Raw genomic sequence first — 13,045 nt, 5'->3', positions numbered from 1 at the left:
GCCCGTCAGATGTTATTTGACGGGAGTTTGGATCAATGGCAGCCGCCGGCTCCGCCGCCGCAGGTGTGATTCTGGGTAAACTGCCGCAGCCGGCCGCTGATCAGGGCGTCCACGGCAGAGCCAACAGTCGGGGCCTGTTCACCATAATAAACCTCAATTCCCATTTGATTAAATCCCATAAGCGGGCGCATGCCCATTCCCCCTGCCACCAGTTTCTGCACCTGTTTGTCCGCCAGATATTGAACCGGCGCCATGCACCCGCCCTGCGCATGGGGAATGTTGGGCACCACTTCCACGTTCTGGATTTGATCATTTTCCACTTCCACCAGGGTGTAGAGGTCGCAATGGCCGAAATGCGCTTCCAGGGGAGCTTCCAGTCCGCCCGGCGCAGCCGAGGGGATCGCTATTTTCGTTTTCATGTCTGTTTGTTCCCTTTTTGCTGAAGATGTTTTTTTTGTGATGCTTGCCGCAGATTGCAGGGTTTCGCGTTCTGCGCAAAAGTTCACAACAAATTAATGACTGGCCGGGGGCTTGTCAATGCCTTTTTGTATATGCCGGCTTGAAAGAAACAGGGAAAACCGGTAGAAAGATTTTTTGTGTTTATTGACAAGCAATGTGTTTTTCAGAGGGAGTCGGAAATGTCTGCACAAAATGGCTTTGTTCCCCCGGCCGGGTTAAAAGGCCCGCACATCCAGTCATTACTGGCAAGCGCCCGGTTCCGGGCGGCCAATACCGGTGCTGTGATCAATGATGCCCGGGAACATGTCCTGGAAACCAGCCAGGGTGCACGTCTTCAGGGGTTTTATTCGCCAGGGCCGAAGCCCGTAAAAAAGGGCCTGGTGCTTTTGCTCCACGGCTGGGAGGGAAGCGCCCAATCCACCTATGTCCGCACCACGGCCAGGTATCTGTTTGACCGGGGATATGATATTTTTCGCCTGAACTTGCGGGATCATGGTCAAAGCCATCATCTTAACAAGGGGCTGTTTTTCGGCACCCTGTTTGACGAGGTTTTTGAATCCGCACAACAGGTGGCAAAACTGGCCGCAGATGTTCCGTTTTTCGTGGCCGGGTTTTCCCTGGGCGGCAATTACGCGCTTCGCATTGCCCGGGAGCTTTCGCGGCGTTCCATACCGGAAATCTGTCACGTGGTGGCCGTCAGCCCGGTGCTGGATCCGGGCCGGGCAACGGACGTGGTGGACCGGACGCTTTTTTACAGGTATTATTTTTTGAGAAAATGGAAAAAATCCCTGGCGTGCAAGCAGCAGTTGTATCCGGATCTGTACGATTTTTCCGGTGTGCTGGCACACAACACCATCCTCGGGCTCACCGCGGATCTGCTTCCCCGCTGCAGTCCGTTTGACAGGCCGGCCGATTATTTCCGGACCTACACCCTCACCGGCGCAGCCCTGAAAAATATTGCCGTACCCACCACCATCATCACTTCAAAAGATGATCCGATCATTCCGGTGCAGGATTTTTACGGATTGCGCTTAAATGACCTGACAAATCTGATCGTGCATGCCCACGGCGGGCATAACGGATTTATCCAAAACTACCGTTTGAAGGTCTGGTATGAAAAGGCCATGGCTGAGATTTTTGCCCGATACGGCAATTAGTCATCAAACCCCGCACACCCGGTTTTTTTCGCATGCTTTCGGGTGCCGGCATATTTCCGCCAGGACCTCGGCTGAAGGGGGCCCGTTTTCCAGTGCGTTTAACAGGACCCTTCCCAGTTCCCGGGCTGTGGTGCGGCGCATGTGCGTTTTGCGCGTGCGGCCCGGCTTGGATATCCACATGCACTGGCAGCGGGGATCATCTGCGACCGTAATCTCCGGGCCCAAAATCAGAGGGCAGAGGTCCATGAAAAGGCGGCGCTGGGGTGGGTATTGGTGAAAATCGGTTCGAATGGCGTCAATCGCCTCTGCCACGGACAAAAAGACGTGTTGTTTTCCGTCCAGGGCTGTGTCTCCTTTCAAATCGCCAGGGACAGGCAGGCTGGTTTTCAAGGCCCCTGTCCCATGATTATTCTTTTTTATAAGCCAGAATTCATATTCGGGCCAGTTTTTTTCTGTCTGAATTCCTGATTCTTTCTCCGGCTCTTGCATAAAACAGAAAATCATGTGCAAAATATGCAAACCGGAATTACCTTTTCTGTGAAACCGCCCCAGCGTCCCAGCTGATGCGGGCGGATCTGTGCATTCAACCCCCGGAGAAAAGGAATCTCTATGATCAAGACCATCAACGAGCAGGCCGTGGAGCTGGAATCAAAGCTGTCCTGTCATCTCATTGATACAGAGGAAATCGATCAGCTTGACCAATCATGGAAGAGCGATCCCAGGTGGAAGGGCGTGACCCGGCCGTATACGGCCTCAGATGTCCTTCATCTGCGGGGTACGCTGCCGGTGCAGTACTCCTGGGCCGATGCCGGGGCCAAGCGCCTGTGGCGGCTTCTGCACACAGAAGAGTTTGTGCCGGCTTTGGGCGCGCTGACCGGAAACCAGGCCGTACAGCAGGTGGAAGCGGGTCTGAAGGCCATTTATGTGAGCGGATGGCAGGTGGCGGCAGACAATAACGCAGCCGGCGAGATGTATCCGGACCAGAGCCTGTATCCGGCAAACAGCGTGCCCAACGTGGTCCGGCGGATCAACAACGCCTTTAAGCGCGCCGATCAGATCCAGGTGCTCGACTGCAGGCAGGACGGGCCTTACTGGTACGCCCCTGTGATCGCAGATGCCGAAGCCGGATTCGGGGGGCCGTTAAACGCATTTGAGATCATGAAGTTCATGATCGAAGCCGGGGCCGCGGCTGTCCATTTCGAGGACCAGCTGGCTTCAGCCAAAAAGTGCGGCCATCTCGGCGGCAAGGTCCTGGTGCCCACCCGGGAGTTTATCACCAAGCTGATTGCCGCCCGTTTGTCCGCAGATATCTGCGGTGCCCCCACGCTTTTGATCGCCCGCACGGATGCCGATGCAGCAAAGCTTTTGACAAGTGACATTGACGAGCGGGACCGGCCCTTTATGGTCAGCCAGGAGCGCTCGGATGAAGGCTATTACTGGATCCAGCCCGGTGTTGAATCCGCCATTGCCCGGGGCCTTTCCTATGCCCCGTATGCGGACATGGTCTGGTGTGAGACCTCGGTGCCGGACCTGGACCAGGCCCGGCAGTTTGCCGAAGGCATCCGCGCCCAGTACCCGGACAAGCTGCTGTGCTATAACTGTTCGCCATCCTTTAACTGGCAGGCCAACCTTGACAGTGCCGCCCTTTCCCGGTTCCAGCGGGAACTGGGGGCCATGGGCTACAAGTTCCAGTTTGTCACCCTGGCCGGGTTCCATTCTCTGAACCTGGGGATGTTCGAAATGGCCCGCAGTTATCGCGACGAGGGCATGGCGGCGTATTCGCGCTTCCAGCAGGAGGAGTTCAAACATGAGAAGGAGGACGGCTACATGGCCACCACCCACCAGAAGTTTGTGGGTACGGGCTATTTTGACCGGGTCATGACCACCATCACCGGCGGCAAGGCCTCCACCGGCGCCATGGCCGACTCCACCGAGACCTCTCAGTTCACCAGAAAGTAAAGGGGTTTTGGCGCATGGATCGTCGAACCTTTCTGAAGCTTTCGGGCATGGGAAGCCTGGCGTTTGTTTCCGCATGCACCCTGGAAAATGAGAAAAACCTTTATTCCCTGGTCCGGCTTGAAGACGACATGATACCGGGAAAGGACATCTGGTATGCCTCGACCTGCCGCCAGTGTCCGGCCGGCTGCGGAGTGCTGGCCAAAAACCGGGAGGGGCGCGTTATCAAGCTCGAAGGCAACCCGCTGCACCCGGTCAACAAGGGCAAACTTTGCATCCGCGGCCAGGCCGCCCTTCAGGAAATCTATCATCCGGACCGGCTTAAAAAGCCCCGCGTCAGGGAAAACAATACCTGGAAAACCATCGGATTTGACAGGGCCCTGGCCCTGCTGGCGGAAAAAACAAAAGCCGCCGCAGCCAAAGGCGAAAACCGGGTGCGCATGATCACGCAAATCGAGGGCGACATGCGCATGGATGTTTTCAAAAAAGTCCTTGCAGCGGCAAACAGCACAGAGCCCCTTGTTTTTGAGCCCTTTTCCTTTGAAAAGATCCGGGCGGCCAACCAGCAGGTTTTTGGCGTAAATGCCATCGGTTCCTGGCAGATCCGGGAGGCGGACTTTCTGCTGGGTTTTGGCGCGGATTTCTGCGAAACCTGGCTTTCGCCGGTGGAATATGCCCGGCAGTTTAAAACCATGCACGCCTGGCAGGGGGCTGCAAAGGGCCGGTTTTTTCATGTCAGCCCCTGGCGGGGCATTACCGGGGCCAATGCCGATGCCTGGCTTTCCTGCGCCCAGGGCACTGAAGCGGCCATATGCCTGGGCCTGATCCGCAGGGTCATGGAACAAAACCCGCCCGGAGACATCCCGGCCAGGACAGCAAAAGCAATCCGGGCTGTTTCAGATCCCTTTGACGCCAACCAGGTGACCGCCATATCCGGCATCAACCCGGATGCCTGGCAGCGTCTGGCCTCGGCCCTTTCAGAGGCGGACAACCCCCTGGTGCTGGGCGGCCCCACAACTGCGGCAGACACCTGTGACGTGCAGACCGAGTTTGCGGTCAACCTGCTCAACTACCTGCTGGACCCGGGTCTTGAAAAAATGGATTTTACCCGGCCGCACCGCGTTCAAAAGGCTGCATCCCACATGCAGATTTTGGATTTTTTCGATCATATCGGTGTCCAATCTCCGGATGTGGTGCTTTTAAATCAGGTCAATCCCGTATACGCCCTCGGCCCGGAGATAAAGGAACGCCTTGAGCAGACCGATGCCTTTGTGGTGAGTTTTTCCAATTTCATGGACGAGACCGCCCAATGTGCGGACCTGGTGTTTCCCACCAGCCTGGCCCTGGAATCCTGGGACGAGTACGGGGCATACCCGGATCTGCTGTCATTGTGTCAGCCGGCCATGAAACCCCTTCACGGCGGGCCTTGTATCACGGATGTGTTTTTGCAGATCGCCCCGGATGCACCGCAAAACACTGCAAACGCCAAAGAGGCCCTCCTTTCCCATGTGCAGCAAAATTACCCGGTCACAGATGTCCGGTCCTGGATGCAGGCCGTTGGCAAAGGCGGACTGTTTGATCTGCCCCGGTCAAAACAGGCCCATGAAAAGCCCCGGCTGCAGCAGCCCGGGTTTGCAAAATGGCTCACCAGGATTTCCGTTTCCGGCAATGAACAGGACCTTTCCTTTGCCGCTCTGCCGTCTGTACGTTTTTTTGACGGGCGCGCGGCAGACCTGCCCTGGGCCTGCGAAATTCCGGACCCGGTCATCCAGGTGGCCTGGCAAAGCCCGGTACTGGTGCATCCGGACACCGCGGAAATCCTTGGCATTGCTCATGAAGACGTGGTGCGCATCCGTACCGCCCACGGACAGATCCAGGCGCCGGTATATGAAACATCAGACATTCATCCCGGGGTGATCGGTCTTCAGGCCGGACAGGGGCACACCGCCGGGGGCAGGTATGCAAAAGGGCAGGGGGCAAACGCGTTTTCCCTTTTTTCCGTGCAATCCGGATTTGCCGCCGGCATTGCCGTCTGCCGGACCGGTGCCCTGGAAGTGGAAAAAACCGGCCAAAAGCAGAAGCTTGCCGCCACTGCCGGCAGCATGGACCCCCACGGCCGCAAAATCGCGCTCACTGTAGCCGCAGACGAGCTGGCCAAACCGGAAAAAGAAAAAAAACAGGGCCTGGCCATGCACGATTTTCCCCTGACCCTGCCCCTGCCCGAGGGCTATGACAAGCACCGGGATTTTTATCCCCCGCATGATCACACAGATTACCGCTGGGCCATGGTGGTGGACCTGGACCGGTGCATCGGGTGCAGCGCCTGTGCGGCGGCCTGTTATGCGGAAAACAACCTGGCCGTGACCGGAGAAGAGCAGATCATCAACGGCCGGGAGATGTCCTGGCTCCACATTGAGCGCTACTGGCAGATTGATGATCCGGAAAACTTCGTTTTTCTGCCCATGCTCTGCCAGCACTGCGACAATGCCCCGTGCGAGTCGGTCTGCCCGGTCTACGCCCCCCATCACAGCAAGGAGGGGTTAAACAACCAGATTTACAACCGGTGTATCGGCACCCGGTTCTGCGCCCAGAACTGCCCCTACAAGGTCAGGCGCTTTAACTGGTTTGACTGGAAATGGCCGGAACCGTTAAACCTCCAGCTCAACCCGGATGTCACGGTGCGCAGCAAGGGGGTCATGGAAAAATGCTCCTTTTGTGTCCAGCGCATCAAGGCGGCCCACGGCCGGGCAAAGGATGAAAACAGAAAGATCAGAGACGGCGAGGTGACACCGGCCTGCGTGCAGACCTGTCCCACAGACGCCCTGGTATTCGGCAGTCTCATGGATGAGCGCAGCCGGGTATCGCAGATGGTCAGGGATCGCCGGGCATATCAGGTCATGGGATATTTGAACACCAAGCCGGCCGTGATTTATCTCAAAAAAGTGGTGCACAAGATCTGAGGCCATGGAAAAACTTTCATTTCAGGAAATTGACAACACTGTTGCCGCCACCCTGGAGCCGCCGGGCCGGTTTTACTGGGGCGTGGTGGGTTTGCTGTTTTGCGGGGTCCTGGTGGGCGCTTTCTGCTGGGGCTGGCAGATCATGGTCGGCATCGGCGCAGGCGGCCAGAACAGTCCGGTCAACTGGGGCACCTATCTGATCAATTTCGTGTTCTGGGTGGGTATTGCCCATTCCGGAACCCTGATCTCCGCCATTTTGTACCTGCTGCGGGCCCAATGGCGAAACCCCATTGCCCGGGCTGCTGAAACCATGACCGTGTTTGCCGTTTGCACGGCCGGCCTTTTTCCGTTTATCCACCTGGGCCGGGTGTGGATGGTCTACTACATGCTGCCTGTTCCCAATCAGCGGACCCTGTGGCCCAATTTCCAGTCGCCGCTGATGTTTGACGTGGTGGCCATCAGCACCTACCTGATTGTCAGCGTGCTTTTCTGGTACACCGGCATGCTGCCGGATCTGGCCATCATCCGGGACCGGGCCACGGGTGTCCGGAAAAAGGTGTTTTCCGTGCTCTGCCTTGGATGGACCGGACGATACGAGCACTGGCGGCATTACACCCGGGGCTATCTCTTGTTTGCCGCCCTTGCCACGCCCCTGGTGATATCCGTGCACAGCGTGGTGTCCTGGGATTTTGCCCTGGGCGTGATTCCGGGCTGGCACACCACCATATTTGCTCCGTATTTCGTGGCCGGCGCCATTCATTCGGGCCTGGCCATGGTGCTGACCCTGATGATTCCCATGCGAAAAATTTTTAAGGCAGAGCGCATCATCACCATGCACGTGCTGGAAAGCGTTGCCAAGACCATCGTGTTTACCGGCCTGATCGTGGGCTTTGCCTACGGCACTGAGTATTTTATTGCCTGGTACAGTCAGAACACCGTGGAAATGGAGGTGTTTTCATTCCGTTCCACCGGCGGATTCGCCCTTGCCTACTGGATCATGGTGGTCTGCAATTCCATTGTGCCCCTGCTGTTTTTCTTCAAACGCATCCGCACCCATATTTTCTGGTTGTTTGGGATTTCCATCGTGGTTAATATCGGCATGTGGTTTGAGCGGTTTGTGATTATCATCAGCAGTGTGGCCCATGATTTTCTGCCCAATGCCTGGGGCCGGTATGCGCCCACGGCAATCGAGTACGGGATCATGCTGGGCAGTTTTTCCCTGTTTTTCTTTTTTTACTTTTTGTTTGTCAAGCATCTGCCGGCCATTTCCATGACCGAGATGAAGGAACTGCAGCATCAGGAAACAGCCCATGAATAGCGGCCATACACAGTTAACCGCCCTTTTTGCAGACGACAGCCGGGCGGCCAAAGCCATTTTGACCCTGCGCGATACCGGCTGGTCTGTTGCAGACGTACGCGGCCCCATTCCCAGCGAGGCCATATCAAAGGCCCTCGGGGTCAAAAAAAGCATGGTGGGGTGGTTTACGCTTTTGGGCGGGTTTATGGGATTTTTTCTGGGATATTTTCTTGCCGTGTTTACGGCCACGCGCTGGGACCTGATGGTCAGCGGCAAGCCGGTGCTGTCCTATGTGCCGTTTTTTATCGTGGGCTTTGAGTTCACGATTTTGTTTGCCGTGTTTGGAAACGTGCTCGGCCTGATTCTGCTGGCCCGGCTGCCGGCCTATCAGGATCTGCCCCACCGGGTCACCCGGTGTTCCTCTGACCGGTTCGGGGTGGTGGTGGACTGCCATTTGGACAAAGAAAATGAACTGCGGGCAATTTTAACCCAACTGGGCGCGGAAGTGCCCGAACAATCGGCTACAGGCGGGGAATCGTGACTCAGCAGATCCGGGATCGGCAAAAGTCAATAAAGCGCATTTATGCGGTTTGCCTGGCGCTGTCGGGCCTGGGGGTGGCCGCTTTTGCGGCCGGTCTGCTTTTGGGAAAGCCCGAAGCCGCCTGGCGGGCCTATCTGGTCAATTTTCTGCTGTTTTCCGCAGTGGCCCAGGGCGGACTGGTGTTTTCCGCTACGATGAATACCGTGCACGCCCGCTGGAGCCGCCGGCTCTCGGCTTTGGCTGAATCCTTTGCCGCATTTTTTCCGGTGTCGTTTGTTCTGTTTCTGGGGCTGTTTTTCGGCCGGGCCTACGTGTTTCCATGGATGGGCCAGGACCTGCACGGCAAGGAGGTCTGGTTAAACGTGGGGTTTTTGTTTTCCCGGGATATCATCGGGCTGCTGATCCTCTACGGGCTGGGCTTTGCCTATTTGTATTACAGCCTGTGGTTCCGGGTGGACCGGGAGAATCCGGGATCTGCGCTCCAGCGGCGGCTGGCCGGGTTCTGGGCCGCCCGGGGCGACGACAGCCAGGTATATGCCCACCGCAGATACGTGTTCGGGGTTCTCTATCTGCTGGCTTTTGCATTTGTGCTTTCTTTGATCGGGTTTGACCTGGTCATGGCCGCAGACCCCCACTGGTATTCCACCCTGTTTGGGGCCTACACTTTTATAAAGGCCGTTTACGTGGGTTTTGGCGCGCTGATCATTCTTGCAGCGGGACTGCATGTCAGCCGCCATACGGATTTTACCATGAGCCGGCCTGAGTTTATTGACATGGGAAAGCTGTTTTTGGCCTTCTGTCTGGCATGGGCGGATTTTTTCTATTGCCAGCTGGTGGTGATCTGGTACGGCAATATTTCCGAGGAAACCGTGTATGTTATTGAGCGCACCATGCTCGCCCCCTGGAACCGGGTGGCCTGGATCGTGTTTATCGTCTGTTTTATCGGGCCGTTTTTGATATTGTTAAACCGGAACATCAAGACCGTGCCCTGGTTTATGATGCTGTTGTGCACGGTGGTGATTGCGGGCATGTGGCTGGAGCATTACCTGCTTTTGGGCCCGGCCCTTGAACCCGGGGGCGGAGTTTTGCTCTCAGTTGCGGATGTGTTTATGTTTTTCGGCTTTGCCGGTCTGCTTGCGGCCAGTGTGGCCGCTTATCTGGGGCAGTTTCCCGGAATCCCGGCGGCCGCGGGTACACCGCCCGACACAGAAGGACAGGGCCAATCATGAATCCCTTTGACCGGATAAAGAACTTTTTTGCAGCAGTTGCGCTAAACCGCTGGCCGGTGGTTTTTGTGATCCTGGCGGTGGGGCTGGCTGCAGTATTTGCATACCTGGTGTATGTGTATCCGTCTGCGGCCATGGGCCCGGAACAGCCCATTGCCTTTTCCCACCGGGTCCATGCCGGGATCAAGGACATTGACTGCCGCTTCTGCCACCCGTATGTGGAAAGATCCACGTATCCCGGGGTGCCGGAGGTGCAAAAATGCCTGTTCTGCCACAATCACATCATTTCCGGGCATCCGGAAATCCAGAAGGAGCATGCGTATTTTGACACGGATACGCCAACGCCGTGGCAGCGGGTCAATTACCTGCCCGAGCATGTGATGTTTAATCACCAGCGCCACATCAAAAAGGATGTGGAGTGCGCCTCCTGCCACGGGCAGGTGCAGGAAAAGGACCGGCTGAAGGGCCAGGCGTTTCAAATGGGATTCTGCCTGGAGTGTCACCGGGCCGAGGAGGCCAATCTGGATTGCTGGCTGGCCTGCCACAACTAGTGCCTTGCGGAAATGGCCAATTTGCCCAATTTCTGTGTCAGGCTCAAATTTGAATCCTCGAAATACAGGAGTATGTCTGTGGTTCAAATTTTCGCCTTCCTTGAACTTGGACAAATTGTCTCATTTCCCCAAGGCACTATGGCGGATAGAATCGGGTTCCGGGGAAGTCCAAGGGCGGGGTCGGTTTGTAAGCGGCATTGAGCGTTTACGAAACCATCATGAATAAATTGAATGCAATGGCGTTGGAAAAGGAAACCGCGTGACAGAGACCCAAACCATCAAACGAACCGATTATGCCACTGCCAAGGGGTTTTGCCTGACTTCGGCGTTCTGGATGATGGCGGCCACGTTCATGGGGCTTTTGGGGGCAACCGAGCTGATTGCCCCGGATCTGACTGAAAACATCGGATGGCTGAGCTTCGGCCGGGTGCGGCCCACACATGTGAACCTGGTGCTTTTCGGTTTTGCCACCCCGGGGCTTTTGGGGGCGGTGTTTTATTTTTTCCCCAGGGTTTTGCAGACCCGGCTTTACAGTGAAAAGCTGGGCGTGGCCACTGTGATTGCCTGGAATGTCATGCTGGTGGCCCTGGTTGTCACCCTTCTTTCAGGCCATACCCAGGCCCGGGAATATGCCGAGCTGATCTGGCCGGTGGATCTGCTGGTGGTCCTGGCCTTTTTTATGGTTACGGTCAATTTTTTCATGACCGTGCAAAACCGCACAGAACCCCTGATCTATGTGTCTGTCTGGTATGCATGCGCGGCGGCTGTTCTGACCATGCTCACCTATGCCCTGGGCAACGTGATCTGGCAGCCCGACGGCGGGGCCCTGACCGGGATTCCGGATGCGATTTTGCTGTGGTTTTACGGTCACAACATTTTCGGCCTGCTGTTGACTCCGTTTTCCATTGCCGTGGCCTATTACGTGATACCAAAGGCCGTGCGGGCGCCCCTTTACAGCCATACCCTTTCGCTGCTGGGGTTCTGGGCCCTGATCGTGGTCTACACCCACATCGGCACCCATCACCTGCTTCAGGTGCCGGTGCCCACCTGGCTCAAGGTGGTGGCCATTGTTGACAGCATTGCCATGGTGATTCCGGTTGCCGCTTTTCTCATCAACATCTGGTACACGGCCAGGGGCAAGCTCGGGGCCATTCATGCCGATATCGGTGCAAAGTTCGTGTTTACCGGAACCATCATGTATTTTTTCGTCAGCATCCAGGGCTCCATGATGGCTTTGCCCCAGGTGCAGCGGGTGACCCATTTTAACAACTGGGTGGTGGGCCATGCCCATATCGGTGTTCTGGGTTTTTCCGGCATGATCGCTTTGGGCGGGCTTTATTACGTGCTGCCCCGTATTACGGGCAAACCCCTGTTTTCCCGGTTTCTGGCCGATTTTCAGTACTGGCTGATTTTAATCGGTGTGGTGGGCTTTACGGTGATATTAACCATTGCCGGACTCATTCAGGGCAATGCCTGGCTAAACGGCGAGACCGTCTACCGGGTCCTGCCGGAAATTCATTTGTATTACGTGATCCGGGCCGGGCTGGGGGTGCTGATTTTTGTTTCCGCCATTATCGGGTTTTATAACATCACCCGATCGGTATTCATGCCTGCAGGAGGTGGAAGATGAAAATGACCCCTGCGGTGATATTTGCCGGGAGCGTGCTGATTCTGGCCGCGGTGGTGGCCGTGGTGGTGGTGCTGCCCTATTATCACACCAACCAGACCGAGCCTTCTGAGATATTCCGCCAGAGAACCGATGCCGAGGCCGCGGGCCGGCAGATCTATATTGAAAACGGGTGTGTTTACTGCCACACCCAGTCCATCCGGAGCATTGACTGGGGCATGGGGGCTGAGCGCATCGCGGATGCCGGTGATTACGTGGCAGACCGGCCCATTTTGCTGGGTTCCCAGCGCACGGGTCCGGATTTGTCCCAGCAGGGCGGCGAGCATCCGGACGACTGGCACTTGGCCCATTTTGTCAATCCCCGCTATACCAGCCCGCTGTCGATCATGCCGGCGTTTGCATTTCTGGGCGAAAAAAAGATCGGTGAACTCACCGCCTATGTCCAGAGCCTGGGGATGAAGGATGCAGACGGGCGCATGGCCCGGCAGAACAAGTGGAAAGAGCGGGCGGTTGCCGCCTATGAAAAGGGCACGGACAAAAACGTGCAATGGCTCCATGATCATGTGCCCGAGACCTGGCAAAAAATGGCCAACCCTTATCCCACCACGGATGCGGGCCTGGCCCGGGGCCACAAGATCTACCAGGATTTCTGCCTGGGATGCCACGGCCCCATCGGCGACGGCATGGGTCCGGCTCAGCCCTATCTGTATCCGCCGCCGCTGAATTTCACAGTGTTAAAGGACCGGGGGATTACCGGCGGGATTTTGTATTACCAGATCATGAACGGCATTACCGGTACGGCCATGCCGTACTTCAAAAAGCACCTGGAATCGGAAAAAATCTGGGATGTGGGCAATTACGTGGCTGAGTATTTTATCAACCAGAGTGATGCGGGCGAGGATGTCGGCGGCATTGACGCATCTTATGAACCATAGGAGCAGTTGCGATGTATTTTCCTTATTTTGCAGCCTATATGGGCATCGGGATTTTCCTTGCTGTGATATTGTTTGTCTGGGCTCTGAAAAACGGCCAGTTTTCCGAACAGCAGCGGGCGCGCTTTCTGCCCCTGGAAGATGAGCCGGATGCGGGCGAGCTTCAAAGTTCGCGCATGGGGCGGCTGGAATTTCTCACACTCGGGTTTCTGGCCAGTGCCGGGCTGGCTGCAAGTGCGGCAGTGCTTGTTTTTGCGCTGTTATCTTTTTAGATTAAAAGTTTTAAGTGTTAAGTGTTAAGTTTTAAGGGTTAAGTAAAGGTAGAAGATTCTACGGGTT

The 13,045-nt window shown here is 56.3% G+C and carries 12 protein-coding genes; 10 read left to right on the top strand and 2 right to left on the bottom strand.

From position 1 onward, the window contains the following. Nucleotides 1–32 precede the first annotated feature (32 nt). The gene (locus tag ACTCIA_RS05535; protein WP_463000803.1) at nt 33–419 is read right to left on the bottom strand and encodes a NifB/NifX family molybdenum-iron cluster-binding protein; all 387 of its coding nucleotides are present in this window, start codon (nt 417–419) and stop codon (nt 33–35) included. A 219-nt stretch (nt 420–638) separates the two neighbouring features. Here ACTCIA_RS05535 and ACTCIA_RS05530 point away from each other — a divergent pair, with 219 nt between their 5' ends. After that, the gene (locus tag ACTCIA_RS05530) at nt 639–1,616 is read left to right on the top strand and encodes a YheT family hydrolase (RefSeq protein WP_463000802.1); all 978 of its coding nucleotides are present in this window, start codon (nt 639–641) and stop codon (nt 1,614–1,616) included. Between the two features lie 3 nt (nt 1,617–1,619). Here ACTCIA_RS05530 and ACTCIA_RS05525 read toward each other — a convergent pair whose 3' ends face one another. Beyond that, nucleotides 1,620–2,006 (bottom strand): hypothetical protein, encoded by a 387-nt coding sequence (locus ACTCIA_RS05525; protein ID WP_463000801.1) that lies wholly within the window; start codon nt 2,004–2,006, stop codon nt 1,620–1,622. A 219-nt stretch (nt 2,007–2,225) separates the two neighbouring features. On the opposite strand from ACTCIA_RS05525, the gene aceA reads away from it, so the two are divergent. From aceA to ccoS, 9 genes are all read left to right on the top strand, one after another. After that, complete coding sequence (gene aceA, locus ACTCIA_RS05520; protein WP_463000800.1) at nt 2,226–3,575, top strand: isocitrate lyase; 1,350 nt, start codon at nt 2,226–2,228, stop codon at nt 3,573–3,575. Between the two features lie 14 nt (nt 3,576–3,589). Then, the gene (locus tag ACTCIA_RS05515; protein ID WP_463000799.1) at nt 3,590–6,532 is read left to right on the top strand and encodes a 4Fe-4S dicluster domain-containing protein; all 2,943 of its coding nucleotides are present in this window, start codon (nt 3,590–3,592) and stop codon (nt 6,530–6,532) included. Between the two features lie 4 nt (nt 6,533–6,536). After that, on the top strand, nt 6,537–7,850 hold the full coding sequence (gene nrfD / locus ACTCIA_RS05510) for an NrfD/PsrC family molybdoenzyme membrane anchor subunit (RefSeq protein ID WP_463000798.1): 1,314 nt from the start codon (nt 6,537–6,539) through the stop codon (nt 7,848–7,850). Beyond that, nucleotides 7,843–8,370 (top strand): DUF3341 domain-containing protein, encoded by a 528-nt coding sequence (locus ACTCIA_RS05505; protein ID WP_463000797.1) that lies wholly within the window; start codon nt 7,843–7,845, stop codon nt 8,368–8,370. The genes nrfD and ACTCIA_RS05505 overlap by 8 nt, the downstream gene beginning before the upstream one ends. Further along, nucleotides 8,367–9,599, top strand: a complete 1,233-nt coding sequence (locus tag ACTCIA_RS05500; protein WP_463000796.1) for a hypothetical protein — start codon at nt 8,367–8,369, stop codon at nt 9,597–9,599. Before ACTCIA_RS05505 ends, ACTCIA_RS05500 begins: the two co-directional genes overlap by 4 nt. Continuing rightward, entirely contained in the window at nt 9,596–10,147 is a 552-nt protein-coding gene (locus ACTCIA_RS05495; RefSeq protein WP_463000795.1) for a cytochrome c3 family protein, read from the top strand. Before ACTCIA_RS05500 ends, ACTCIA_RS05495 begins: the two co-directional genes overlap by 4 nt. A 259-nt stretch (nt 10,148–10,406) precedes the next feature. Continuing rightward, nucleotides 10,407–11,777, top strand: coding sequence for a cbb3-type cytochrome c oxidase subunit I (locus tag ACTCIA_RS05490; RefSeq protein ID WP_463000794.1), 1,371 nt, complete (start codon nt 10,407–10,409; stop codon nt 11,775–11,777). Beyond that, nucleotides 11,774–12,709, top strand: a complete 936-nt coding sequence (locus tag ACTCIA_RS05485; protein WP_463000793.1) for a cbb3-type cytochrome c oxidase subunit II — start codon at nt 11,774–11,776, stop codon at nt 12,707–12,709. Before ACTCIA_RS05490 ends, ACTCIA_RS05485 begins: the two co-directional genes overlap by 4 nt. Nucleotides 12,710–12,720: 11 nt before the next feature. After that, entirely contained in the window at nt 12,721–12,978 is a 258-nt protein-coding gene (gene ccoS / locus ACTCIA_RS05480; protein WP_463000792.1) for a cbb3-type cytochrome oxidase assembly protein CcoS, read from the top strand. Nucleotides 12,979–13,045 lie beyond the last annotated feature (67 nt).

The sequence above is a fragment of the Desulfosalsimonas sp. genome, assembly GCF_055149105.1.
This window is presented reverse-complemented; position numbering and strand designations above follow the sequence as displayed.